Raw genomic sequence first — 24,493 nt, forward strand, 5'->3', positions numbered from 1 at the left:
ATGCATTCGAGGGCGTCAGCCGTCAAGTTCCGTGAAACCGGTCAGGAAGTGTGGGCCGATGTAACGCTCGGGCAGTTCGAACTCGTCGCGATACTCGACTTGCACCAGATACAGACCGTACGGATGCGCCGTCACCCCGCCAGAACGGCGAATCCGGCTCTCCAGCACTTCCTTCATCCACTCAACCGGGCGCTCGCCGGCACCGATGGTCATCAGCACGCCAGCAATGTTGCGCACCATGTGGTGCAAAAAAGCGCTGGCGCGGATATCCAGGACGATCATCTTGCCGTGACGCGTGACGCGCAGGTGATGCAATTCCTTGATCGGCGACTTGGCCTGGCACTGGCCGGCGCGGAAGGCGCTGAAATCATGAGTGCCGACTAGATACTGCGCCGCTTCGGCCATGCGCTCGACGTCCAGCGGACGGTGATTCCAGGTGATTTCTTCATTCAGGTGCGCGGGGCGGATCTGATCGTTGTAGATCACATAGCGATAACGCCGGGCAATGGCCTTGAAGCGCGCATGAAAATGCGCCGGCATGACCTTGGCCCAACTGACGCTGACATCGTGGGGCAAGTTGATGTTGGCACCCATGACCCAGGCTTTCATTGAGCGCTCGACCTGGGTGTCGAAATGCACCACTTGGCCACAGGCATGCACGCCGGCATCCGTACGCCCGGCGCAGAGCAGCGACACCGGCGAATCGGCGACTTTGGACAAGGCTTTTTCGAGGGTTTCCTGCACCGTGAGCACGCCGGAGGCCTGACGTTGCCAGCCGCGGTAACGCGAGCCTTTGTATTCGACGCCCAATGCGATCCGGAAAAAGCCCTCGGCTGCCATTTCGGCGGCCGGGTTATCTAAATTTGCCAAGGAGTAACAGCCTGCTGATATGCGCAAAGGCGGGCATTATAAGGCCGTCGCACCGGGACGCCAGAGGCGTGTGGATTTTGTGTCATTGCATCGCCCGGGCCGACTTCGCTATATAGATAACTACACAACGAAAAACAGACACCACCGAGACCTGATGATGACCGCCACCCTCAAAGAAGCCGTCGGACTGGCCTACAGCCTCGAAGGCATGCTCCATGCGAAACGCAAAACCTGGGAAGCCATCGACGAAATGGCCCGCCGCGTAAAACCCGGCATGCGCGAATCCGAAGCCCTGGCGATGAGCCTCGAGGTGCTGAACGAACTGGGGATGGACCGTATCTGGCACCCCTCCAAGATCCGCTTCGGCGAGAACACCCTGAAAACCTTCAAGCAACCCTCCGATGGCGATCCGGTACTGGCTGACAACGATATTTTCTTCATCGACCTCGGCGTGGTCTGGGATCGTCATGAGGGCGACTCGGGCGCGACGTTTGTCGTCGGCGATGATCCTGAAATGACGGCCTGCGCGGCGGCAGCAAAGACGCTGTTTGATCAGGTCCACGATTACTGGCGAACCCATCAGGTCGCCGGCCCTGAGCTGTACCGCTATGCCGACGAACAGGCGACGGCAATGGGCTGGAGGTTGAACCTGGAGATCAAGGGGCACCGGGTCAGCGACTTCCCCCATGCGATTTATCGGGCCGGTGACCTGGGGAGTTTCGAGGCATGCCCGAATGTCGGGTTATGGATTCTGGAAATTCAGATCGCCCACCCTACCCGGCCGTTTGGTGCGTTTTATGAGGATCTGCTGGCCTGATCCGAAGAGCATCGCACAAACAAAAACGGCAGCCTCAATGGGCTGCCGTTTTGTTTATTGCCGACCGATCATTCAAGCCAGACGCGAAAGCATTTCCTTGGCTTCGCTCTTCTGACCGGCATCACCCTCGGTCACCACTTCATTGAGGATGTCCCGGGCGCCGTCGTTGTCGCCCATGTCGATGTAGGCCTGGGCCAGATCGAGCTTGGTGGCCACTTCATCGGTGCCGGAGAGGAAGTCGAAGTCCGGCTCATCAGCCATCGACGCCGCCGCGTCTTCGGCGGTGAAAGTCGGCTCGCTGATGCTCTGGGACAAACGATCCAGCTCAGCGTTGACGTCATTCAGTTCGGCAGCGAAGGCATCTGGCTCAGCTGGGGTGGCATCCATTTCATCGGACAACGACAGATCGAAATCGGCCGGCAACTCCAGATCGTCCTGTGGAACCTCAGGCTTAGCAGGCGCAACAGGCTCGACCGGCAGGTCCTTCACGCCCTCGTCCAGATCCAGCAGGAAGTCGTCTTCGGCGAGGATCGCCGGCGAAGGATCGCCGCCCAAATCCATGTCGAGGTCGAAGTCCGACAGGTCGTCGAGGTTTTCCTTGATGTCGGTCTGCTGCTGCAACACCGATTCAAAGCTCAGGTCGTCGTCCAGCGGGAATTCGTCCAGTTCGGCCGCAGGTTCCGGCTCTGGCGCAACCACCGTCGGAGAAGCGGCTTCCAGATCATCCAAGCTCAAGTCGAAAGCGCTGTCGAAGTCATCATCCGCCGCTGCCGGTGCTTGCGGCTCGTCCAGCAGCAGGTCCTTGACGTATTGCGCGTCGAGTTCGGCGGCGAGTGCCGCAGCAGCCAGCCCACCGGCAACCGCGATGGCCATTGCCGGGAAGCGGGTTTTAAGCTTTTCGACCTGGGCGAAGTTGTCACCGTTGGCCACCAATTGGCGCTCCTGGGCAACGAACGCATCACGATCGCCCTGCTGACCGTAGACTTCCATCAGCTTGAGGCGCAGGTCGCTGCGCTGCGGCTCCTGCTTGATGCCGTCTTCAAGCATCGCGGCAGCCTGATTCAGACGACCGGCATTGATATGCGACTGAGCCTTGCTCAGCACGTCGTCATCGCGCTCGGCCGCCGGCGAAATCAGTGGCGCAGCAATGGGCTGCGTGACTACAACCGGCTCAATGACTGGCGCCGGAGCGGGGGTTGGCACCGGTGCAGGTGCAAATGCAGGTGCAAATGCCGGCGCGGTCGCGAGTTTCACGTTCGGCGGTGGCACTTCCAGACCTTCGAAGCTGCTTTCGGGCAACTCCGGCTCGGTGGAGAACTCCTTCTCGTCCTCCAGGGCACGGGCCATGCGCAGGTGCTTCTCGGCCTCTTGCTGTGCTTTGCGTCGACGTGCCAGCAATAACAGCAAGAGCAGCAGAACCACTGCACCGCCACCGACCAGACCCAGCAGAATCGGATTGGTCAGCAGTTCGTTGAATTTTTGATCGTCAGAGGTCGCGGGCGTCGGCTCGATAGGCTTCTCGACAGGTGCCGGAGCGACTTCAGCGACGGGTGTTTCAGACTTGGGCGTTGCAGGCACCACGCCCGCTGGCGTTGCCGCAGGGCTTGGCGCCAGCTCGGCAGTAATCGCCGGCGTGTTAGCGGGAGCCGCAGCAGCAGCGGGTGCACCGGCTGCGCCTTCGGCCTGCAGTTTGGCCAATTGATTGTTTTTCAGCTCGATCAGCCGTTGCAGCTTATCCAGCTGGCTTTGCAGATCGGTCATGCGGCTCTTCAGTTCAGCGTTGTCACGACGAGTCGTGTCGAGGCTTTCCTGGGTGACCGCCAATTTATTGCTCAACGCCTTGGCATCACCTCCTTTGCCACGACCTTTAGCGGTCTCGGCCGACACCAGGCTCAGTTTGTCCTTGGCCGCTTGCGAAGAGCCTGCATCAGCCTGCCCGCGCTTGGTCGCATCGAGCTGCTGTTGCCCGGTCCCGGGCTTGGCCACATAACGCCGCCCCTGACGCCATGCAGTGTTCTGCGCAGCGACTTCGGCGATGGCTTTAGGCTGTGGCAGGTTTGTGCTTTGGGTCTGATCCGGCATGCGCAGCACCTGGCCGGTTTTCAACCGGTTGATGTTGCCATCGATAAAGGCATCCGGGTTCAACGCCTGGATGGCCAGCATGGTTTGCTGGACCGATCCGCCATTACGCGCCTTCGCGGCAATCTCCCACAGGGTATCGCGCGGCGTGGTGGTGTATTGGGCAGGCTTGGTGGCACCGGTGACTGGCGATGTGACCGCAGGAGTCGGTGCAGGCTGCGCAGCCGCTTCAGCGGTCTGCGGCGAGAATTTGGAAGGATCGAGCAAGACGCTGTAATCACGCATCAGTCGACCGCTTGGCCACATGACCTGAACCAGGAATTTCACCATCGGTTCGGACAGCGGTTTGCTGGAGGTCACGCGCAGAACACTTTTACCGCTGGGGTTGAGCACCGGGGTAAAGGTCAGATCGTTGAGGAATGCCCGGCGGTCGACGCCAGCCTTGGCGAAATCTTCGGGCGAGGCCAGGCTCGGCACCACTTCGGCAGCGGTGAGGTCCTTGACGTCGAGCAGCTCGATTTCCGCCACCAAAGGTTGGTTCAGCGTCGACTTCAGGGTCAATTCCCCGAGCCCGAGTGCCTGCGCCATACCGGAGGACAGCGCCGAGGCGGCCGCTATTGCTAACACCAGTTTGCGAACTTGAACCATAGCCTCATCCTTTGTTTGAACATTCCTCGGCCAGCGAGAAGGTATTGATAGTCGCTGCCGTAAGGCATTGCGCGCAGCGCCGAAGTGTCGTCGCGCGCGATCATTTCTTTACATGCCCGGAAAGTCCCGGAGGGTGACTCGCCATCAGCAATCCACCCAAGCATAACGCTCGACCGGACTCATTCGAAAAATTGTTGCCAAGTATCTTTTACAGCAGGTCTTTTATCAACAATTCAGCCACCTGCACAGCATTGAGCGCGGCGCCTTTGCGTACGTTATCTGACGTCAGCCACAGATTTAGTTCCGACAGGTCGTCGACACCATGGCGAACCCGACCGACGTACACCACGTCCTGCCCTACCGCGTCGCCGACTGGCGTCGGGTAATCGCCGGCTTCCACCAGCTCGATACCGGGTGCATCTTCCAGCGCCGCGTTGACTTTCGCCAGGTCCACAGCGCTTGCAGACTGCAAGGTCACGCTAAAGCTATCGCCAAAAAACACCGGGGCTTGAATGCAAGTGACGGAAATCTTTAATAAAGGCAGCGCCATGACCTGACGCAGCTCACGAACAAGGCGTTTTTCCAGCAGGGTGTGTCCTTGATCGTCAGGTTTGCCGACCTGAGCCAACAGGTTGAACGCCATCTGCCGATCGAAGAACGTCGGCTCCAGCGGACGCACGTTTAGCAGCTCGGCGGTCTGCCGGGCCAGCTCGGTCACGGCTTCGCGGCCTTGCGCGGAGACTGCCAGGCACGCGGTTACGTGGATGCGTTGCAGGTCGAGCAGACCGAGCAGCGGCGCGAGCACCACCGCCAGGGTGGTGGCCGACGGGCTTGGGCTGCTGACCTGGAACGGTTTTTTCAGGCTGGCCAGGATGTCGGCGTTGGCTTCCGGCACCACTTGCGGCGCCTGATCGGCCGGCAAGGCGCCGGACAGGTCGATCACCGAGCAACCGGCGGCGACAGCGCGGGAAGCGAAACTCAGGGTCACCGCCGGACCTGCAGCGAAAAACACCAACTGGACTTTGCTGAAATCGAATTCGTCGACTTCGCGCACCCGCACGTTCTTGCCGCGAAACGGCACCGAATGGCCGGCGGATTCGCTGCTGGCCAGCAAGTGCAGGTTGCCCACCGGAAAATCGCGCTCTTCGAGAATCTGCACGAGCGTTTCGCCGACAGTTCCGGTGGCGCCGATCACGGCAATATCAAAGGACTGGCTCATGGTTCTACCTCTGGCGAAACGGGGGGAGCGGCACTTTACCGGGTGGTTGGCGTACAGGCAATTCACCCCCTGCCCCGATCGTTCCCACGCTCTGCGTGGGAATGCATCCCGTGACGCTCCGCGTCACTTGCGCAAGCAGAACGCGGAGCGTCCTTGGCGGCATTCCCACGCGGAGCGTGGGAACGATCGACATCAGGCTGCCGGAAACAAAAAACCCGCGCCTCTTTCAAGGCGCGGGTTCTTTCATTGCTTCAATCAATTAACGTTCAAGCAGGATCCGCAGCATGCGACGCAGCGGTTCGGCCGCGCCCCACAGCAGTTGGTCGCCGACGGTGAACGCGCCGACGAACTGCGAACCCATGTTCAGTTTGCGCAGGCGGCCAACCGGGACGTTCAGGGTGCCGGTGACTTTCGTCGGGCTCAGTTCCTGAATGCTGGCTTCACGGTTGTTCGGCACCAGCTTGACCCAAGGGTTGTGCTGGCTGATCAGCCCTTCGATGTCGGCGATCGGCACGTCTTTGTTCAGCTTGATGGTCAGCGCCTGGCTGTGGCAACGCATGGCGCCGATGCGCACGCAGATACCGTCGACCGGGATCGGGCTCTTGAAGCGACCGAGGATCTTGTTGGTCTCGGCCTGGGCCTTCCACTCTTCGCGGCTCTGACCGTTCGGCAGTTCCTTGTCGATCCACGGGATCAGGCTGCCGGCCAGCGGAACGCCGAAGTTTTCGGTCGGGTACGCGTCGCTGCGCATGGCTTCGGCCACACGACGGTCGATGTCGAGGATCGCGCTGGCCGGGTCGGCCAGTTGATCGGCAACAGCGGCGTGGGTCGCGCCCATTTGCTTGATCAGTTCACGCATGTTCTGCGCGCCGGCACCGGAGGCCGCCTGATAGGTCATGGCGCTCATCCACTCGACCAGACCGGCTTCGAACAGACCGCCCAGGCCCATCAGCATCAGGCTGACAGTGCAGTTGCCGCCGATGTAGTTCTTGGTACCCGCGTCGAGCTGCTGGTCGATGACCTTGCGGTTCACCGGGTCCAGCACGATTACCGCGTCATCCTGCATGCGCAGGCTGGAAGCGGCGTCGATCCAGTAACCCTGCCAGCCGGCTTCGCGCAGCTTGGGGAAGACTTCGCTGGTGTAGTCGCCACCCTGGCAGGTCAAAATCACGTCGAGGGTTTTCAGCTCTTCAATGCTGTAAGCGTCCTTGAGCGGAGCAATGTCCTTGCCCACGGACGGGCCTTGGCCACCGACATTCGAAGTGGTGAAAAACACCGGCTCGATGAGATCGAAATCCTGCTCTTCCAGCATCCGCTGCATGAGCACGGAACCGACCATACCGCGCCAACCGATCAGACCTACACGTTTCATCGCAACTACACCTTCTTTAAAAAGTGGGCCGCTGCTTTCGAAGTTGAAAGTGGCAGCGGGCCCGAGAGATTACAGATTCCGCAGCGCGGCGACTACTGCGTCACCCATTTCCTGCGTACCGACTTTAGTGCAACCGGCCGACCAGATGTCACCTGTGCGCAGGCCCTGGTCCAATACCAGACTAACGGCCTTCTCGATCGCATCCGCCGCATCCTGCAGATTGAAGCTGTAACGCAACATCATGGAGACCGACAAAATGGTCGCCAACGGGTTGGCAATGCCTTTGCCTGCGATGTCCGGCGCCGAACCGTGGCACGGCTCATACATGCCTTTGTTGTTGGTATCCAGGGATGCCGACGGCAGCATGCCGATGGAACCGGTGAGCATCGACGCCTGGTCGGACAGGATGTCGCCGAACATGTTGTCGGTGACGATCACGTCGAACTGCTTGGGCGCACGCACCAGCTGCATGGCGGCGTTGTCGACGTACATGTGGCTCAGTTCGACCTCAGGGTAATCCTTGGCCACTTCCTCAACGATTTCACGCCACAGCTGGCTGGACGCCAATACGTTGGCCTTGTCCACCGAGCAGAGCTTCTTGCCACGCACCATCGCCATGTCGAAACCAACGCGGGCAATACGGCGGATCTCGCTTTCGCTGTATGGCAGCGTGTCGTAAGACTGGCGCTCGCCGTTTTCCAGGGTGCGGGTGCCGCGTGGCGTGCCAAAGTAGATGCCGCCGGTCAGCTCACGGACGATCAGGATGTCCAGGCCGGCAACGATTTCCGGCTTCAGGCTCGATGCTTCAGCCAGTTGCGGGTAGAGGATCGCCGGACGCAGGTTGCCGAACAGGCCCAATTGCGCACGAATTTTCAGCAGGCCGCGCTCAGGGCGGATGTCACGTTCGATGGCGTCCCATTTCGGACCGCCAACAGCGCCCAGCAGAACCGCATCGGCCGCGCGGGCACGGTCCAGGGTTTCGTCGGCCAGTGGCACGCCGTGCTTGTCTATGGCCGCGCCGCCGATCACGTCATGGCTGAGTTCGAAGCCCAGGCTGTACTTGTCGTTGGCAAGTGTAAGTACCTTGACCGCTTCGGCCATGATTTCCGGACCAATACCGTCACCCGGGAGAATCAGAATCTGCTTGCTCATGCTTTCCTCATGTCATCAGTCGGCGCGCCCGCGGGTACGCCGTGGAAAAAGTCTATTGTCAGGCGCTTATCGTTCAGCCATCAGCACCAGTACATCGGTACTGAATGAACCATCGGCCTCAATCTCAAAATATTCGCGCACTTCACTGCCCATCGACTGCTGCAATTCGCGGATTGCCGCGCGCATCACCTCTGGCGTGCGCATGCGCTCGACCCACGACGTGTATTCCAAACGCAGCCGCTGGCGCGTGGTGCTGCGGGTATGCAACCCCGCTTCGCTGACCTGGCGCAACCACTCACCGGCGGAATAATCGCGCACATGGCTAGTGTCGCGCAGCACTTCGACGCTTTGCAGGTAAGTGTCGAACAACGGGCTGCCCGGAGACAACACGTCGATGAACACCGCCACGCCGCCCGGTTTCAGCACCCGACGGACTTCCCGCAGGGCTAGGCCGAGATCGCTCCAATGGTGCGCCGAATAACGGCTGAACACGAAATCGAACTCGCCATCGGCGAACGGCAGGCGCTCGGCGGCACCGTTGACCGTGGTTACGTTGCTCAAACCACGGTCCTGAGCGGCTGCAGTCACCACGTCGAGCATTTGCCGGGACAGATCGTAGGCCACGACTTCCTTGACCAGCGATGCCACGTGAAAACTCACGTGACCGGCGCCGCACCCCAAGTCCAGCACCCGCGCATCGCCCTGCCCGGCCAGCTCGGCCTGTAGCAGCGCGAATTCAGTGCCTTGAGCGTGAACGGCGCTGCTCAAATAGGCCGAAGCCTGTTCACCGAATTGCTTTTGGACTACCTGGCTGTGCTGGGCGGTGCTGGTCATCTGGACTTCCTTTTTTAGGATGAGTCTTGCGTTGTTTCTACTGACGCCATCGCGAGCAGGCTCGCTCCCACAGGGTTTTGTGAACGCCGCAAATCCAATGGGGGAGCCAGCCTGCTGGCGATGGCGGTCTTACGCCTTACGCAAAATCAAGCGTCGCGAAACAACCACGGCTGGCTCGCACGATGCTTGGCTTCAAACGTCGCAATCGCCTCGTGATCCTGCAAAGTCAGGCCAATATCGTCCAGACCATTCAACAGGCAGTGCTTGCGGAACGCATCAATCTCAAAGCGCAGCACCTTGCCATCCGGGCGGGTCACGGTCTGGGCTTGCAGATCAACCTGCAACTGATAACCCGGGGTCGCTTCCACCTGCTGGAACAGCTCATCGACTTCAGCGTCGCTCAGGATGATCGGCAGCAAGCCGTTCTTGAAGCTGTTGTTGAAGAAGATGTCGGCGTAGCTCGGCGCGATGATGCTGCGAAAACCGTATTCTTCCAGGGCCCACGGCGCGTGCTCGCGGCTGGAACCGCAACCGAAGTTCTCACGGGCCAGCAACACGCTGGCGCCTTGGTAACGTTCGGCGTTGAGGACGAAATCCTTGTTCAGCGGACGCTTGGAGTTGTCCTGATACGGCTGCCCGACATCCAGGTAGCGCCACTCATCGAACAGGTTCGGGCCGAAACCCGTGCGCTTGATCGACTTCAAGAACTGCTTCGGAATGATCTGGTCGGTGTCGACGTTGGCACGATCCAAAGGCGCGACAAGACCAGTGTGCTGGGTAAAAGCTTTCATGCTGCGCTCCTTTAGATCAATTCACGGACGTCGACGAAACGACCGTTTACCGCGGCGGCGGCGGCCATGGCCGGGCTCACGAGGTGGGTACGGCCACCGGCGCCCTGACGGCCTTCGAAGTTGCGGTTGGAGGTCGATGCGCAATGCTCGCCCGACTCCAAACGGTCCGGGTTCATCGCCAGGCACATCGAGCAGCCCGGCTCACGCCATTCGAAACCGGCTTCGAGGAAAATCTTGTCCAGGCCTTCCGATTCGGCCTGAGCCTTCACCAGGCCCGAGCCCGGTACCACGATGGCTTGCTTGATGGTCGACGCCACTTTACGGCCCTTGGCAATCACCGCCGCAGCGCGCAAATCTTCGATCCGCGAGTTGGTGCAGGAACCGATGAACACGCGGTCCAACTGAATGTCGGTGATCGCCTGATTGGCGGTCAAACCCATGTATTTCAAAGCGCGTTCGATGGAGCCGCGTTTGACCAGGTCCATTTCCTTGGCCGGGTCCGGCACATTCTGGTCCACAGCCAAGACCATTTCAGGCGAGGTGCCCCAGCTGACTTGCGGCTTGATCTGGGTCGCGTCGAGCTCGACAACGGTGTCAAACACCGCATCTGCGTCGGACACCAGATCTTTCCAGGCTTCGACGGCCAAATCCCATTCCGCGCCTTTCGGAGCGAATGGACGGCCCTTGACGTAGGCCACGGTTTTTTCGTCAGCGGCCACCAGACCTACGCGAGCGCCGGCCTCGATGGACATGTTGCAGATGGTCATGCGGCCTTCGACCGACAGATCGCGAATCGCACTACCGGCGAATTCGATGGCATGGCCGTTACCGCCGGCGGTGCCAATTTTGCCGATGACGGCGAGGACGATGTCTTTGGCGGTCACGCCGAACGGCAGTTTTCCTTCGACCGACACCAACATATTCTTCATTTTTTTGGCGACCAGGCACTGAGTGGCGAGCACGTGCTCGACCTCGGACGTGCCGATACCGTGAGCCAAGGCACCGAACGCACCATGAGTCGAAGTGTGGGAGTCGCCGCAGACCACGGTCATGCCCGGCAAGGTGGCGCCCTGCTCCGGACCGATGACGTGGACGATGCCTTGACGCACATCATTCATCTTGAATTCGACGATGCCGTATTCATCGCAGTTGTCGTCGAGGGTCTGAACCTGCAAACGCGAGACCTCGTCGGCAATGGCTTCGATGCCGCCCTTGCGCTCCGAGGTGGTCGGTACGTTGTGGTCCGGGGTCGCGATGTTGGCATCGATGCGCCAAGGCTTGCGCCCGGCCAGACGCAGGCCTTCAAAGGCTTGCGGCGACGTCACTTCGTGGATGATGTGACGATCGATGTAGATCAGCGCAGAGCCATCGTCGCGCTGCTTGACCAAATGCGAATTCCAGAGCTTGTCGTAGAGCGTTTTGCCGGCCATCAGACGGTTTCCTCATCAGCTTGTTTCTATGCCCCGGGCCTTGAACATTTCAATAACCCCTTGGCTTGTGAGGTCGATCCTAGGGGGTTACATTAAATAACTCAAATTCATATTTTTTATGCTTTGGATAACCAACTGGAATACAGCAATGGACCTCGCCAACCTCAATGCCTTTATCGCGATTGCCGAGACCGGGAGCTTCTCAGGCGCCGGCGAACGCCTGCACCTGACGCAACCGGCGATCAGCAAGCGGATTGCCGGGCTGGAGCAGCAATTGAAGGTACGGCTGTTCGACCGGCTGGGCCGTGAAGTCAGCCTGACCGAGGCCGGACGCGCCCTGCTGCCGCGGGCTTACCAGATTCTCAATGTGCTGGATGACACTCGCCGCGCGCTGACGAACCTGACGGGCGAAGTCACCGGCCGCCTGACACTGGCCACCAGTCACCACATCGGCCTGCACCGTTTGCCGCCCTTATTAAGAGAGTTCACCCGCCGCTACCCACAGGTGGCGCTGGACATTCAGTTCCTCGATTCGGAAGTGGCCTACGAAGAAATCCTCCATGGGCGCGCGGAACTGGCAGTCATCACCCTGGCGCCAGAGCCTCACTCCCTGGTCAAAGCCACGCCGGTATGGGACGACCCGCTGGATTTCGTGGTCGCGCCGGAGCATTCGCTGATCAGCAACGGCGCCGTCAGCCTGGCGGATATCGCTCGGCACCCGGCGGTTTTTCCCGGTGGGAACACCTTTACCCATCACATCGTCCAGCGCCTGTTCGAGGCCCAGGGATTGACACCGAACATCGCCATGAGCACGAATTACCTCGAAACCATCAAAATGATGGTCTCGATCGGCTTGGCGTGGAGCGTTTTGCCGCGCACCATGCTCGACGATCAGGTTGCGCGAATACCTTTACCGGGCATACAACTGACTCGCCAGCTAGGCTATATCCTGCACACCGAACGGACGCTATCGAATGCGGCACGGGCTTTCATGGCCCTGCTGGATGCACAAATCGATCTGCCAGGGACTCAAGGCTAACGTGTGTAACTGCCATACAGCCGCGAATTCCTGTGCCTAACGCCCAATTCAGCCCAAGGCTTGTTGCCAATGCCCAAATCTGTTGACCGTATTCCGCCGATGCCGCGTATCCAGGCGCTTGACCCAAAACGATCCGAGCAGAGCTGGGAAAGCGCGCCGCAACTGCTGGCCGCCCTCAATGGCGCACGCCTGGGTGCCTGGTATTGGGACATCGAGCGCGGGCAGATCAGTTGGTCACGAGGCACTCAGGCGTTGTTCGGCTTCGATCCGCGCCAACCGTTGCCGGCCGATCTGGAATACCTCGATTTGCTGCCGCCGGAGGATCGGGCGAAAACCATCCGCGCCTTCCATGCGGTGATCGCCGGTGCCCCGCTGGAGCAGGCGATGCATCACCGCATCCGCTGGCCCGATGGCAGCCTGCACTGGCTGGAAATCAATGGCAGTTTGCTGCCGGATAAACACGGTCGACCGCGAATGATTGGCGTGATCCGCGAAATCACCCACCAACGCCAACGCGAACAGGCACTGAGCAGCTCGGAAAAACGCTTCGCCACGCTGTTCCACCTGTGCCCGAACATGGTGTTGCTGACCCGCCAGGAAGACGGCCTGATTACCGAAGCCAACCAGTATTTCGAAAGCCTGTTCGGCTGGCCGGTGCAAGATGCCATTGGCCGCACCACCGTCGAACTGGGCCTGTGGGTACACCCGGAGCAACGGGCCGCGCTGGTCACGGCGACCAAGGCCAAGGGCGAGCTGACCAGCATGGAGGTGCAGTTTCGCGCCAGCAATGGCCAGATCCACGACGGCATCCTCAGCGCACAAAAGGTCGAACTCGAAGGCCAGCCGTATCTGCTGAGCACCTTTCTCGATACCACCGAACGCAAAGCTGCCGAACACGCCCTCAAGGACAGCCAGGAACGCCTCGACCTGGCCCTGGATTCGGCGCAACTCGGCACCTGGGACTGGCACATTCCCAGCGGCATGCTCTACGGCTCGGCTCGAGCCGCCCAGCTGCACGGGCTGGACCCCATACCTTTTCATGAATCCTTCGAGGCGTTTTTCGAAGGCGTGCCCGGCGAAGAACGCGACAGCATGCGTGACGCCTACCGCAGCCTGCGTGAAGGGCCGGCGGGCAATTATCAACTGACCTACCGCGTGCAACTGGACGATGGCAGCTCGCGCTATCTGGAAAGCCGCGCCCGGCTTTACCGTGATGAAAACGGCGCTCCGCTGCGCATGGCCGGCACCTTGCTGGACATCACCGATCAAGTGGAGCGCGAGCAACGGCTGGTGGCCTCCGAAGAGAAATTCGCCACGCTGTTCCAGGTCAGCCCGGACCCGATCTGCGTGACGCGCCAGGACACCGGCCAGTTCATCGAGATCAACTCCAGCTTCACCCAGACCTTCGGCTGGAGCGCCGCGGAAGTGATCGGTCGCAGCGCCGACGAATTCGGCTTGTGGGACGCATCGGCAAAAAGCCTGCAACGGATCGAACAGGTCATCCGCGAACAGAGCCTGAACAACGTAGCCATCGTCGCTCAGCACAAGGACGGGCAATCCCTGACCTGCGTGATTTCCAGCCGGCAGATCAGCGTCGGCGACCAGCCATGCATCGTCACGACACTGCGCGACATCACCCAGCAGCAACGCTCCGAAGCGGCATTGAAGGCCAGCGAGGAGAAGTTTGCCAAGGCGTTCCATTCAAGCCCCGACGCCATCACCATCACCGAACGTGACACCGGGCGCTATCTGGAGGTCAACGACGGCTTCTGTCGCTTGACCGGGTATCGCGCCGATGAGGTGCTGGGCCGCACGGTGTATCAGGTCGGCATCTGGGCACAAGAGAAGCAACGCTCGGCGCTGCTGGCCGAGTTGCAGATCAAGGGCCGCGTGCACCACCAGGAAATGATCGGCCGCAACAAGCGCGGAGAACTCCTGACCGTCGAAGTCTCGGTAGAGCCCATCACCCTCAATGAAACCGCGTGCCTGTTGCTGACCGCCCGGGACGTCAGCCTGCTGAAAAATGCCGAAGCGCAAATCCGTCACCTGGCGTACCACGACCCGCTGACCAACCTGCCGAACCGCGCGCTGTTGATGGACCGCTTGAGCCAGCAAATCGCCCTGCTCAAACGGCATAACCTGCGTGGCGCGCTGCTCTTCCTTGATCTCGATCACTTCAAGCACATCAACGACTCACTCGGTCACCCGGTGGGCGATACCGTGCTGAAGATCATCACCGCGCGCCTGGAAGCCAGCGTACGCATGGAAGACACCGTGGCGCGCCTGGGCGGCGATGAGTTCGTGGTGCTGCTCAGCGGCCTGGAAGGCTCGCGCAACGAGGTCAGCGCACAGGTCCGGGACTTGGCGGATACCCTGCGCGAATTGCTGTCGGAGCCGATGTTCCTCGACGGCCAACGCCTGCAGGTGACACCGAGCATTGGCATCGCGCTGATTCCCGACCATGGCTCGACACCGACCGACCTGCTTAAACGCGCCGACATCGCGCTTTACCGCGCCAAGGACTCGGGCCGCAATACCACACAGATGTATCACAACACCATGCAGAAGGCCGCCAGCGAACGCCTGCGCATGGAAACCGACCTGCGCCAGGCCCTTTCCCGCGGCGAGTTTGACGTGCATTACCAACCCCAGGTCGACGCCCGGGGCAACCGCATTGTCGGTGCCGAAGCACTGGTGCGCTGGAACCACCCGGAACTCGGGCCGCAATCGCCCGCCGAGTTCATCAAGGTGCTGGAAGACAGCGGACTGATTCTGGAAGTCGGCACCTGGATCCTTGAAGAGGCCTGTGCCGCGTTCAAGCACCTGGTTGCCAAAGGCCTGGTCAACCCGCTCAGCTTCAGCCTGTGCGTCAACATCAGCCCGAGGCAGTTCCGCCAGAACGATTTTGTCGAGCGCATCGAGCACAGCCTCGGCAGCCACGGCCTGCCCTGCTCGCTGCTGAAACTGGAAATCACCGAAGGCATCGTCATCCAGAACCTGGAAGACACCATCAACAAAATGCGCCGCCTGAAAAAACTCGGCGTGAGCTTTGCGATGGACGACTTCGGCACCGGTTACTCCTCGTTGACCTACCTCAAGCGGCTGCCGGTCGACACACTGAAAATCGATCAGTCGTTCATCCGTGACGCCACCACCGACCCCAACGACGCCGAAATCATCCGCGCCATTGTCGCCATGGCGCGCAGCCTGGAATTGAAGGTGATCGCCGAAGGCGTGGAAACAGCGGAGCAGCTGGAGTTTCTACAAGGGTTGGGCTGCCATTTTTACCAAGGGTATTTGCACAGCCGGCCGTTGCCGGTGGAGGAGTTTCAGAAGTTGTTGAAATGAAGACACAAAAAAGGGCGCCAATGGCGCCCTTTTCGTAGCTCCGACTCAGTGCTGCAGAGCCGGTTTTTCTGCCCCGTTGATCGGGATTCGTTTGGCTTTCGCCTCTTCCGGAATCACCCGCAACAGGTCGATGCTCAACAAACCGTTGCTCAGGCCGGCAGCCTTGATTTCGATATGGTCCGCCAGACGGAAGGACAGTTTGAAGGCTCGCTGTGCGATGCCCTGGTACAGATAGGTGACGTCTTCGTTTGCGTCACGTTTGCCACCACTGATGGTCAGCACACCTTTTTCCACTTGCAGGTCCAGGTCTTCTTCCTGAAACCCCGCGGCTGCTACGACGATACGGTATTGGTCTTCGCCGTGTTTTTCCACGTTGTAGGGTGGGTAGGTGCTACCTGGCTCGTTGCGCAGGGCGGTTTCGAACAAGTCATTGAAACGGTCGAAGCCCACCGAGGAACGGAACAGAGGTGCCATCGAAAATGCAGTACTCATGATTCAAATCTCCTGAAAACAGATCAGCAAGTTTTTTTGTCTCCGCGACCCGAATTCGGCATCGCGTAATCCTTAAATAAGGATCGCCGATTGCTTTTCAAGAGATTTTTTTCTGTTTTTTTAAAAATTTTTACGCCGCTTCAGAGACCTGTAACCCCAACAAACGCGAGACCTGGTCCAGTTCGGTTTCACGGCGCAGGACGGTAAACAGCTCGACCGCTTCAGGATAATTTCGGGTCAGCATTGCCAGCCATTGCTTCAAGCGACCCGGCGATTGGCGTGGTGTCATCTGTGCCTTGGCTTGCAGCCAGAAGTCCTGGATCAGCGGCAGCAACTCGTTCCAGGTCATCTCAATGACCTCCTCGCCAGCCCGCGCCGCCGCGATTTGCCGGGCCAGGTCCGGGCGTGAGACCAGGCCGCGACCGAGCATGATGTCTTCGACGCCGCTGATTTCGCGGCAACGGCGCCAGTCTTCGACGCTCCAGATGTCGCCGTTGGCGAAAACCGGCACCTTGACCACATCCTGCACCCGAGGGATCCATTCCCAATGCGCGGGCGGCTTGTAGCCATCGGTTTTGGTTCGCGCATGAACCACGATGTGCGCCGCGCCGCCTTCGGCCAGGGCCGTGGCGCAGACCAGCGAGCCGTCCGGGCTGTCGAAGCCCAGGCGCATCTTGGCGGTGACCGGAATGTGCGCCGGCACCGCGCGACGCACGTGTTCGACGATCTGGTTGAGCAGTTCAGGCTCTTTGAGCAACACGGCGCCGCCACGCGACTTGTTGACGGTCTTGGCCGGGCAGCCGAAGTTCAGATCGATGACCTCGGATCCCAACTCACACGCCAGTGCAGCGTTTTCCGCCAGACACACGGGGTCGGAGCCGAGCAATTGCACTCGTAACGGAACACCGGACGCGGTGCGCGCACCGGTCAGCAGTTCCGGGCCGAATTTATGGTAATAGGCAGGCGTAAGCAGTTGATCGTTGATCCGGATGAACTCGGTCACGCACCAATCGATACCGCCCACACGGGTCAGCACGTCCCGCAGGATGTTGTCGACCAACCCCTCCATGGGCGCCAAAGCAATTTGCATGAAAAACACACTCGACGAAAAACGTGCGGCAGTTTACTGGATTGCGCGGGAAATCTGCAGAACATCGCAGATTCCCCTGTGGGAGCGGGCTTGCTCGCGATAGCTATTTAACATTCAACGAAGATGTTGGCTGTCAGCCCGCCTTCGCGAGCAAGCCCGCTCCCACATTAGATTTTCACTGAGTCCAAGACCTGCAACGCCGGACCGTAGCCTTCTATGAACTCGGCCGGCATGCGCTTGGGCTTGCCGGTGGACAATTCGATGCAGACAAAAGTGGTTTGCGCCCGCAGCAGCGTGGTGTTGTCGCTGGGCCGCTTCAACTGGAAGTGGCGGGTCATTTTCAGGCGCTGGTCCCAGTCGACGATCCAGGTCGCCAATTGCAACTCATCACCTTCATAGGCCGCGGCCAGGTAATCGATTTCATGCCGCACCACCGCCATCGCCCGGTCCAGCCGACGATATTCGACCAGGTCCAGGCCCAGCCGCTGCGAGTGGCGCCAAGCACAGCGTTCGAGCCAGGTCACGTACACCGCGTTATTGGCGTGCCCCAGCCCGTCGATGTCTTCGGCGCCGACTTCCAGATCAATGATAAATGGCGTTGCCCGATCCCAGCCCATGCCCCACTCCCGGTCAGATGATGTTGACCGGGGCAGTGTAACGGATGCTTACGCCGATTGGCGCGATTGCAGCCGGCGACCGGCCAGCAGTGACAGCACGCCGTCAATCACGCGGGGATCCGCCAGCACGCGCTGATGGCCGCCCTCCTCCAGGCGTAACAGTCGGCTGTCGAACCATGCCTCACTGATCAACTGGGCTTCCTTGACCGGGACAAAGTTGTCATCTTCGGCATGGACGATCAGGCCCGGCATGTCGAGCTGATAATGGGCGACATCCAGCGCTGCAGCGCGCATACCGACATCTATCTCGACCTGACGAATGAACGCAGAGCGCGCCTTGGGTGGCAGTCGCACATGGCGAGCGAAACCGCGTAGGACCCCGAGAATCCGCGCTGGCGCGGCAATCGTCACCAGGGTTTCGGTACGCAGGCCCAACTGAACGGCGAGCATGGCACTCGCCCCGCCCATGGAGTGACCGATGACCGCTTGCAGAGGCGGCAGCTCGGCAGCCGCTTCAAGCATGGCCCTGGCGAACAGCACCACATTGGCCTCGCGACCGGGGGAACGACCGTGCGCCGGGCCGTCCAGCGCAACCACGGAGTAACCGGCATCGACCAGCGCGGTGATAAGGCTCGCAAACTGCGTCGGCCGGCCTTCCCAGCCGTGCATCAGCAATACCGCCGGCCCTTGCCCCCAACGCAGCGCCGAGAGGCCGAAGCGCAGAGTGATTCGTTCGGATCTTGCCAGCAGCGGCAGCTCCCAATCACGTGGTGGCAGTTCTCGCGGCGTCATGAACGCCAGTCGCATCTTGCTCGCGACCAATTTCGGAGCAAACCAGCCCAAGGTGCCATTAACGCCACGAACCCACTTCAACGTGTTCATCGCTCTCACTCCCAAGGCCTTGCCTTCAGGTCATAGCACCGCAGATTTGGCGGCGCGCAGCAATCGATCGGACAACTCTCCTGGCCCCAGCGCCCGTGCCAGAGCCAGACCACCGACCATCAAGGCCATGTCGGCCAAGGCTTTGTCGGTGTCTTCCGGGCTGGCCGCCAACTGCGCGACCATCATTTCAACGTGTTCATTCAACGCCACACGAAACTCGTCCGGCAGACGCCCCAGCTCGCCAACAGATGCCGGGATCGGGCAGGCTGACTCAGAGGAATCACGGTGCTTACGCGACAGATAGAACGCAGCCACCAACGCACGGCGCTCTTCGCCGGTCAGTTGCGAGTCCATCTCTGCGATCAAGCTACGGCGATGACCGAGCAGTTGCTTGAACGCTTCCAGCATCATCGCGTCCTTGCTTTCGAAGTGCGCATAGAAGCCGCCAACCGTCAGGCCGGCTGCGCCCATCACTTCGCCCACGCTCGGTTCGGCCGGGCCGCGCTGGATCAGCGCTGCACTGGCGGCCTTGAGGATGCGTTCGCGGGTTTGAGCTTTTTTATCGTTCATCGTTGCCTCCGAATATTACGACTAGAATATTATTCTCATAATAATTTTCCGCAAGTCGTGGATGTGACCGCTGGTCTGAAGCACAGTTTGAGAGAAACGGGGGGATTTGGCCAAACGCCAGACAAACAAAAGGGCCATTCAATAATTGAATGACCCTTATAAAATCCCGCAGAGCGGGTAATCGTGGCGTCCCCTAGGGGACTCGAACCCCTGTTACCGCCGTGAAAGGGCGGTGTCCTAGGCCACTAGACGAAGGGGACGCAAAACCTTCTATACAACTGATCAGTGCTGAGAGCTGATCGATTCAAGGCCGGTGTGGCCAGACCTTGAACTGTAAAATTGGTGGAGCTAAGCGGGATCGAACCGCTGACCTCCTGCATGCCATGCAGGCGCTCTCCCAGCTGAGCTATAGCCCCGGATTTTTCGCCTCGCGGCGGAGCGACATCTTGCAACATCGCTTCTGTAAAACTGGCGTCCCCTAGGGGACTCGAACCCCTGTTACCGCCGTGAAAGGGCGGTGTCCTAGGCCACTAGACGAAGGGGACGCAAACCCTTCTATACAACAGATCAACGCTGAGTGTTGATCGCTTCAAGGCCGGTGTGGCCAGACCTTGAAGTGTAAATTGGTGGAGCTAGACGGGATCGAACCGTCGACCTCTTGCATGCCATGCAAGCGCTCTCCCAGCTGAGCTATAGCCCCTCATCGCTGAGGACGGGGCGAATCTTAATGGCGCATCGGAAACGTGTCAAATTTATTTTTAACAATTTCCAAAGTTTTTTGCCGACATAACAATCACTTACCGCCCTCCCCCCGAAAAACCGGGGGTGTCGCCGAAGGCAGGATCAAAAGATCACGGCCTCCGGCAGCTCCTGCACGGGATCAAATGCTCTCAGGCGATGTTGCCCAAGAGTTTTTCCCACTCCTTGTTTTCCTTTTTCGACACGCCGCCCAGCAGGTCGATCGCCTGGCGCAGACGGAAACGGGTCAGGTCCGGACCGAGGATTTCCATCGCATCGAGCACCGACACCGAGCTGGCCTGGCCGGTGATGGCAGCGAACATCAGCGGCATGGCGTCACGCAGCTTGAGCTCCAGGGATTCGACCACCGCCTGAATCGTCGCGGTGATGCTGTCCTTCTCCCACTGACGCAGGCTTTCCAGCTTCCACAGGATCAACTGCATCAACTGACGCACTTGATCGCCCGACAGCTTCTTGGACTCGAACAGCTTGGCATCCGGGTTCACGCCACCGGCGAAGAAGAAACCGGCCAGCGGTGCAACCTGACTGAAGGTTTCGACCCGGCCCTGCACGTGCGGTGCGATTTTCATCATGTATTCGGGGTTCAGCGCCCAGGTCTTCAGGCGTGAAGCGAACTCTTCCACCGGCAAGTCACGCAGCCACTGGCCGTTGAGCCACGACAGTTTCTCGATGTCGAAAATCGGCCCGCCGAGGGACACGCGGCTCAGGTCGAAGTGGTCGACCATTTCCTGCAGCGAGAACTTCTCGCGCTCGTCGGGCATCGACCAGCCCATGCGGCCCAGGTAATTGAGCATCGCTTCGGGCATGAAGCCCATGCGCTCGTAGAACGTCACCGAAGTCGGGTTCTTGCGCTTGGACAGCTTGCTCTTGTCCGGGTTACGCAGCAGCGGCATGTAGCACAGCTGTGGTTGTTCCCAGCCGAAGTATTCGTAAAGCAGGATCAGTTTCGGCGCAGACGGCAACCATTCTTCGCCGCGCAGGACGTGGGTGATGCCCATCAAGTGGTCATCGACCACGTTGGCCAGGAAGTACGTCGGCAGGCCGTCGGTCTTCATCAATACTTGCATGTCCATGCGATCCCACGGGATCTCGACGTCGCCACGCAACATGTCCGGCACTACGCACACGCCTTCGCTCGGCACTTTCATGCGGATCACATGCGGCTCGCCAGCGGCCAGGCGGCGCGCGACTTCTTCCTTGGACAGCAACAGCGCACGACCGTCGTAACGCGGGGTTTCGCCACGCGCCATTTGCTCGGCACGCATCTGGTCCAGCTCTTCGGCGGTGCAGAAGCACGGGAAGGCATGGCCCATGTCGACCAGTTGCTGGCAGTACTTCTGATAGATGTCGCCGCGCTCGCTCTGACGATACGGACCGTGCGGACCGCCGACATCCGGGCCTTCGCTCCAGTCGATACCCAACCAGCGCAGGGCGTCGAAAATCTGTTGTTCGGACTCGCGGGTCGAACGCAATTGGTCGGTGTCTTCGATCCGCAGGATGAACTCACCGCCATGCTGCTTGGCAAAGCAGTAGTTGAACAAAGCGATGTAAGCGGTACCTACGTGGGGGTCCCCGGTAGGCGATGGCGCGATGCGAGTGCGGACGGTGGTCATGGCAAGTCTCGAAATGAAGATAAAACAAAGGGCGAATGGTAACAGGCGATACCCGCCCGGCTCCAGTCAGCAGGGCATTTAAGCCAACGTTGCGTCTACAACGGGCCTGAGCCGCGATGAATGATCGATTATCAGCCGATGGCATTTACCCACTATCGCCTGTATGCCAAATTCGCCTGCTGATAACTTCCCTTACAATTTCTCGACTACAGTCTGCCCCATGCCTGCCCAACTCAAGCGTCGCCTGTTTATTTTCCTGTTGATCGTCCTGCTGATTGCCGGGGGCTTTTTCGCCCAGTGGTTCTTCAAGGGACGGTTTTACGAAAGCACCGACAACGCCTATGTCCAGGGCGAGATCACCCGTGTCTCGAGCCAACTGGGTGCGCGCATCGAGCAGGTGTTGGTGCAGGACAACCAGCACGTCGAGAAAGGCCAACTGCTGATCAAGCTCGAAGGCGATGACTTCCACCTCGCCGTCGACCGCGCCAACGCGACCCTGGCCACCCGTCAGGCCGAACGCCTGCAAGCGCAGAGCAAACTGACCCAGCAAGCCAGCCTGATCGCCGCCAGCGAAGCGCAAGTGGCTTCCAGCCAGGCGAGCCTGGGACGTTCGCAGATCGACTTGTCCCGGGCGCAAACCTTGCGCAAACCCGGCTACGTGTCGGAAGAACGGGTCACCACCCTCTCCGCCGACAATCACATCGCCCGCTCGCAAGTGACCAAGGCTCAGGCGGATGCACAAAGTCAGCGCCAGCAAGTCAACTCCTTGAGCGCCGAGATCAAGCGCCTCGACGCCATGATCGCCAACGCCAGGACCGACCTCGCCCAGGCCGAACTGAACCTGACACGCAGCGAAATCCACGCGCCCATCAGCGGCCTGATCGGCCAGCGCGCGGCTCGCGAAGGCCAGTACGTGCAGGCTGGCGCGTATCTGATGTCGATCGTCCCGGATCAGGACATCTGGATTCAGGCCAATTTCAAGGAAACCCAGATTGGCCACATGCAGCCCGGGCAGAAAGCCAGGCTGACCTTCGACGCCTACAGCGACACGCCGATCGAGGCGCGAGTCGACAGCCTGTTCGCCGCCTCGGGCGCGCAGTTCAGCCTGTTGCCGCCCGACAATGCCACGGGCAACTTCACCAAAGTCGTACAACGGATTCCGGTCAAACTGACGTTCGCCGCGGACAATCCGCTGCGCGGCAAGATTCGCCCGGGCATGTCGGTCACCGCCAAAGTGAACATCAAAGACGCCCCTGACGATGGCCGGTGATCAACTGATCCGTCCGGTCGGCGAACCGACCCGGCGGGACTGGATCGCGGTGATGAGCGTGATGCTCGGCGCCTTCATGGCCGTTCTCGACATCCAGATCACCAACTCATCGCTCAAGGACATTCAAGGCGCGTTGTCGGCGACGCTAGAAGAAGGCTCGTGGATTTCCACTTCGTACCTTGTTGCGGAAATCATCATGATCCCGCTGACCGCGTGGCTGGTGCAGTTGCTCTCGGCACGACGCCTGGCGGTCTGGGTCTCGCTCGGATTTCTTGCCGCGTCCCTGCTCTGCTCAATGGCCTGGAGCCTGGAGAGCATGATCATTTTCCGCGCCTTGCAGGGGTTCACCGGTGGCGCACTGATTCCGCTGGCGTTCACCCTCACACTGATCAAACTCCCGGAACACCACCGCGCCAAAGGCATGGCGATGTTCGCCATGACCGCGACGTTCGCACCCTCTATCGGCCCGACACTGGGAGGCTGGCTGACCGAGAACTGGGGCTGGGAATACATCTTCTACATCAACATTCCGCCGGGCCTGATCATGATTGCGGGCCTGATGTATGGCCTGGAGAAGAAAGAAGCGCATTGGGAACTGCTCAAAAGCACCGACTACATGGGCATCCTTACGCTCGGCGTCGGCCTCGGCTGTTTGCAAGTGTTTCTGGAGGAAGGCCATCGCAAGGACTGGCTGGAGTCGAACCTGATCGTGACCCTTGGCAGCATTGCGCTGGTCAGCTTGATCACGTTTGTGATCGTGCAATTTTCCAAACCCAATCCGCTGATCAACCTCGGCATCCTGGGCAATCGCAACTTTGGTTTGTCGAGTATTTCCAGTGTCGGCATGGGCGTCGGGTTGTACGGATCGATCTATTTGTTGCCGCTGTACCTGGCGCAGATCCAGAACTACAACGCCCTGCAAATCGGCGAAGTGATCATGTGGATGGGCGTGCCCCAGCTGTTTCTGATTCCGCTGGTGCCGAAGCTGATGAAGGTTATATCGCCGAAATGGCTGTGCACCCTGGGCTTCGGACTATTCGGGCTGGCGAGTTTTTCATCGGGGGTGTTGAACCCGGACTTTGCCGGGCCGCAGTTCAATCAGATCCAGCTCGTTCGCGCGCTGGGTCAGCCGCTGATCATGGTGACCATCTCGCTGATCGCCACGGCGTACATCCTGCCGCAGGACGCGGGGTCGGCCTCGAGCCTGTTCAACATCCTGCGCAACCTGGGCGGCGCCATCGGCATCGCCCTCCTCGCGACCTTGCTGGACGCGCGAACCAAGACCTACTTTGATTATCTGCGTGAATCAATCGTCCCGAGCAACCCGCAAGTGGCGGAGCGGATGGCGTCGATGACGGACCGGTTTGGCAGTGAGACGGCAGCGTTGGGTAAATTGAGTGAGATCGCCCATCAGCAGGCGTCGATCATGGCGTACAACGATGCGTTTCATTTTGTCGGGATTGCGCTGGGAATCAGCATGATTGCGGTGTTGTTGACCAAGAAATTGCCGGCGGGGTTGAAAGCTGGCGAGGCACATTGAGACCGAGTCGCCCCTATCGCGAGCAGGCTCACTCCCACATTGGACCGCGTTACTCAAATAA

The 24,493-nt window shown here is 60.0% G+C and carries 19 protein-coding genes and 4 tRNA genes; 5 read left to right on the forward strand and 18 right to left on the reverse strand.

All coding sequences use genetic code 11. The annotated features are described in order from the left end of the window. Nucleotides 1–15: 15 nt before the first annotated feature. Nucleotides 16–840 (reverse strand): tRNA pseudouridine(38-40) synthase TruA, encoded by an 825-nt coding sequence (truA, locus tag HNR03_RS02330; protein ID WP_208672265.1) that lies wholly within the window; start codon nucleotides 838–840, stop codon nucleotides 16–18. A gap of 187 nt (nucleotides 841–1,027) precedes the next feature. Here truA and HNR03_RS02335 point away from each other — a divergent pair, with 187 nt between their 5' ends. Continuing rightward, complete coding sequence (locus tag HNR03_RS02335; RefSeq protein ID WP_259152070.1) at nucleotides 1,028–1,687, forward strand: aminopeptidase P family protein; 660 nt, start codon at nucleotides 1,028–1,030, stop codon at nucleotides 1,685–1,687. Nucleotides 1,688–1,759: 72 nt separating this feature from the next. Here the strand turns inward: HNR03_RS02335 and HNR03_RS02340 are convergent, their stop codons facing one another. The 7 genes from HNR03_RS02340 to leuC all read right to left on the reverse strand — a co-directional run bounded on the left by HNR03_RS02340 (nucleotide 1,760) and on the right by leuC (nucleotide 11,212). Next, nucleotides 1,760–4,414, reverse strand: coding sequence for a FimV/HubP family polar landmark protein (locus HNR03_RS02340; protein ID WP_259150455.1), 2,655 nt, complete (start codon nucleotides 4,412–4,414; stop codon nucleotides 1,760–1,762). A 208-nt stretch (nucleotides 4,415–4,622) separates the two neighbouring features. Beyond that, nucleotides 4,623–5,633, reverse strand: a complete 1,011-nt coding sequence (locus HNR03_RS02345) for an aspartate-semialdehyde dehydrogenase (protein WP_259150456.1) — start codon at nucleotides 5,631–5,633, stop codon at nucleotides 4,623–4,625. A 259-nt stretch (nucleotides 5,634–5,892) separates the two neighbouring features. Further along, a complete protein-coding gene (asd, locus tag HNR03_RS02350; RefSeq protein WP_045057948.1) occupies nucleotides 5,893–7,005 on the reverse strand; it encodes an aspartate-semialdehyde dehydrogenase in 1,113 nt (370 codons plus the stop codon). A 69-nt stretch (nucleotides 7,006–7,074) separates the two neighbouring features. Then, nucleotides 7,075–8,157 (reverse strand): 3-isopropylmalate dehydrogenase, encoded by a 1,083-nt coding sequence (gene leuB, locus HNR03_RS02355; protein ID WP_259150459.1) that lies wholly within the window; start codon nucleotides 8,155–8,157, stop codon nucleotides 7,075–7,077. A gap of 66 nt (nucleotides 8,158–8,223) precedes the next feature. Beyond that, nucleotides 8,224–8,991 carry a class I SAM-dependent methyltransferase gene (locus HNR03_RS02360; RefSeq protein ID WP_259150460.1) on the reverse strand — a complete coding sequence of 256 codons (768 nt, stop codon included), beginning with the start codon at nucleotides 8,989–8,991 and terminating at the stop codon, nucleotides 8,224–8,226. A 146-nt stretch (nucleotides 8,992–9,137) separates the two neighbouring features. Beyond that, the gene (gene leuD, locus HNR03_RS02365; protein ID WP_222585551.1) at nucleotides 9,138–9,782 is read right to left on the reverse strand and encodes a 3-isopropylmalate dehydratase small subunit; all 645 of its coding nucleotides are present in this window, start codon (nucleotides 9,780–9,782) and stop codon (nucleotides 9,138–9,140) included. An 11-nt stretch (nucleotides 9,783–9,793) separates the two neighbouring features. Continuing rightward, the gene (leuC, locus tag HNR03_RS02370) at nucleotides 9,794–11,212 is read right to left on the reverse strand and encodes a 3-isopropylmalate dehydratase large subunit (protein WP_259150461.1); all 1,419 of its coding nucleotides are present in this window, start codon (nucleotides 11,210–11,212) and stop codon (nucleotides 9,794–9,796) included. A gap of 148 nt (nucleotides 11,213–11,360) precedes the next feature. Between leuC and HNR03_RS02375 the strand changes: the two genes are divergently transcribed. Both HNR03_RS02375 and HNR03_RS02380 read left to right on the forward strand, forming a co-directional pair. After that, nucleotides 11,361–12,251: a LysR family transcriptional regulator gene (locus HNR03_RS02375; RefSeq protein ID WP_259150462.1), complete on the forward strand. Its 891-nt coding sequence runs from the start codon at nucleotides 11,361–11,363 to the stop codon at nucleotides 12,249–12,251. Between the two features lie 69 nt (nucleotides 12,252–12,320). After that, nucleotides 12,321–15,599 (forward strand): PAS domain S-box protein, encoded by a 3,279-nt coding sequence (locus tag HNR03_RS02380; protein WP_222585548.1) that lies wholly within the window; start codon nucleotides 12,321–12,323, stop codon nucleotides 15,597–15,599. Between the two features lie 45 nt (nucleotides 15,600–15,644). On the opposite strand, the gene HNR03_RS02385 is transcribed toward HNR03_RS02380, so the two are convergent. From HNR03_RS02385 to gltX, 10 genes are all read right to left on the reverse strand, one after another. Beyond that, complete coding sequence (locus HNR03_RS02385) at nucleotides 15,645–16,091, reverse strand: Hsp20 family protein (RefSeq protein WP_222585547.1); 447 nt, start codon at nucleotides 16,089–16,091, stop codon at nucleotides 15,645–15,647. Nucleotides 16,092–16,221: 130 nt separating this feature from the next. Next, nucleotides 16,222–17,181, reverse strand: coding sequence for a tRNA-dihydrouridine synthase (locus HNR03_RS02390; RefSeq protein WP_090182267.1), 960 nt, complete (start codon nucleotides 17,179–17,181; stop codon nucleotides 16,222–16,224). Nucleotides 17,182–17,348: 167 nt separating this feature from the next. Further along, the gene (locus tag HNR03_RS02395) at nucleotides 17,349–17,798 is read right to left on the reverse strand and encodes a thioesterase family protein (RefSeq protein ID WP_222585546.1); all 450 of its coding nucleotides are present in this window, start codon (nucleotides 17,796–17,798) and stop codon (nucleotides 17,349–17,351) included. A 48-nt stretch (nucleotides 17,799–17,846) separates the two neighbouring features. Then, nucleotides 17,847–18,680: an alpha/beta fold hydrolase gene (locus HNR03_RS02400; RefSeq protein WP_222585545.1), complete on the reverse strand. Its 834-nt coding sequence runs from the start codon at nucleotides 18,678–18,680 to the stop codon at nucleotides 17,847–17,849. Between the two features lie 30 nt (nucleotides 18,681–18,710). After that, nucleotides 18,711–19,250: a TetR/AcrR family transcriptional regulator gene (locus tag HNR03_RS02405; protein ID WP_208672138.1), complete on the reverse strand. Its 540-nt coding sequence runs from the start codon at nucleotides 19,248–19,250 to the stop codon at nucleotides 18,711–18,713. Between the two features lie 184 nt (nucleotides 19,251–19,434). Then, nucleotides 19,435–19,510: transfer RNA gene (locus tag HNR03_RS02410), tRNA-Glu, on the reverse strand. Between the two features lie 80 nt (nucleotides 19,511–19,590). Further along, nucleotides 19,591–19,666, reverse strand: a tRNA-Ala gene (locus HNR03_RS02415). Nucleotides 19,667–19,719: 53 nt separating this feature from the next. Then, a tRNA-Glu gene (locus tag HNR03_RS02420) sits at nucleotides 19,720–19,795 on the reverse strand. A 79-nt stretch (nucleotides 19,796–19,874) separates the two neighbouring features. Continuing rightward, a tRNA-Ala gene (locus tag HNR03_RS02425) sits at nucleotides 19,875–19,950 on the reverse strand. Nucleotides 19,951–20,140: 190 nt separating this feature from the next. Beyond that, nucleotides 20,141–21,622 (reverse strand): glutamate--tRNA ligase, encoded by a 1,482-nt coding sequence (gene gltX / locus HNR03_RS02430; RefSeq protein ID WP_222585544.1) that lies wholly within the window; start codon nucleotides 21,620–21,622, stop codon nucleotides 20,141–20,143. A 220-nt stretch (nucleotides 21,623–21,842) separates the two neighbouring features. Here gltX and HNR03_RS02435 point away from each other — a divergent pair, with 220 nt between their 5' ends. Together HNR03_RS02435 and HNR03_RS02440 are read left to right on the forward strand one after the other, a co-directional pair. Next, complete coding sequence (locus HNR03_RS02435) at nucleotides 21,843–22,892, forward strand: HlyD family secretion protein (protein ID WP_259150464.1); 1,050 nt, start codon at nucleotides 21,843–21,845, stop codon at nucleotides 22,890–22,892. A gap of 49 nt (nucleotides 22,893–22,941) precedes the next feature. After that, the gene (locus HNR03_RS02440; protein WP_222590368.1) at nucleotides 22,942–24,432 is read left to right on the forward strand and encodes an MDR family MFS transporter; all 1,491 of its coding nucleotides are present in this window, start codon (nucleotides 22,942–22,944) and stop codon (nucleotides 24,430–24,432) included. Nucleotides 24,433–24,493: the final 61 nt, after the last annotated feature.

The organism is Pseudomonas sp. JAI111, assembly GCF_024809425.1.
Taxonomy (GTDB): Bacteria; Pseudomonadota; Gammaproteobacteria; order Pseudomonadales; family Pseudomonadaceae; genus Aquipseudomonas.

Bases quoted from the DNA above. Each gene is read 5' to 3' on its own strand.
- HNR03_RS02405 (WP_208672138.1), bottom strand. From the start codon at position 19,250: ATGAACGATAAAAAAGCTCAAACCCGCGAACGCATCCTCAAGGCCGCC.
- gltX (WP_222585544.1), bottom strand. From the start codon at position 21,622: ATGACCACCGTCCGCACTCGCATCGCGCCATCGCCTACCGGGGACCCC.
- HNR03_RS02335 (WP_259152070.1), top strand. From the start codon at position 1,028: ATGACCGCCACCCTCAAAGAAGCCGTCGGACTGGCCTACAGCCTCGAA.
- HNR03_RS02395 (WP_222585546.1), bottom strand. From the start codon at position 17,798: ATGGGCTGGGATCGGGCAACGCCATTTATCATTGATCTGGAAGTCGGC.
- HNR03_RS02400 (WP_222585545.1), bottom strand. From the start codon at position 18,680: ATGAACACGTTGAAGTGGGTTCGTGGCGTTAATGGCACCTTGGGCTGG.
- leuB (WP_259150459.1), bottom strand. From the start codon at position 8,157: ATGAGCAAGCAGATTCTGATTCTCCCGGGTGACGGTATTGGTCCGGAA.
- HNR03_RS02345 (WP_259150456.1), bottom strand. From the start codon at position 5,633: ATGAGCCAGTCCTTTGATATTGCCGTGATCGGCGCCACCGGAACTGTC.
- truA (WP_208672265.1), bottom strand. From the start codon at position 840: ATGGCAGCCGAGGGCTTTTTCCGGATCGCATTGGGCGTCGAATACAAA.
- HNR03_RS02380 (WP_222585548.1), top strand. From the start codon at position 12,321: ATGCCCAAATCTGTTGACCGTATTCCGCCGATGCCGCGTATCCAGGCG.
- HNR03_RS02340 (WP_259150455.1), bottom strand. From the start codon at position 4,414: ATGGTTCAAGTTCGCAAACTGGTGTTAGCAATAGCGGCCGCCTCGGCG.
- HNR03_RS02385 (WP_222585547.1), bottom strand. From the start codon at position 16,091: ATGAGTACTGCATTTTCGATGGCACCTCTGTTCCGTTCCTCGGTGGGC.
- HNR03_RS02435 (WP_259150464.1), top strand. From the start codon at position 21,843: ATGCCTGCCCAACTCAAGCGTCGCCTGTTTATTTTCCTGTTGATCGTC.
- HNR03_RS02390 (WP_090182267.1), bottom strand. From the start codon at position 17,181: ATGCAAATTGCTTTGGCGCCCATGGAGGGGTTGGTCGACAACATCCTG.
- HNR03_RS02375 (WP_259150462.1), top strand. From the start codon at position 11,361: ATGGACCTCGCCAACCTCAATGCCTTTATCGCGATTGCCGAGACCGGG.
- leuD (WP_222585551.1), bottom strand. From the start codon at position 9,782: ATGAAAGCTTTTACCCAGCACACTGGTCTTGTCGCGCCTTTGGATCGT.
- leuC (WP_259150461.1), bottom strand. From the start codon at position 11,212: ATGGCCGGCAAAACGCTCTACGACAAGCTCTGGAATTCGCATTTGGTC.
- asd (WP_045057948.1), bottom strand. From the start codon at position 7,005: ATGAAACGTGTAGGTCTGATCGGTTGGCGCGGTATGGTCGGTTCCGTG.
- HNR03_RS02360 (WP_259150460.1), bottom strand. From the start codon at position 8,991: ATGACCAGCACCGCCCAGCACAGCCAGGTAGTCCAAAAGCAATTCGGT.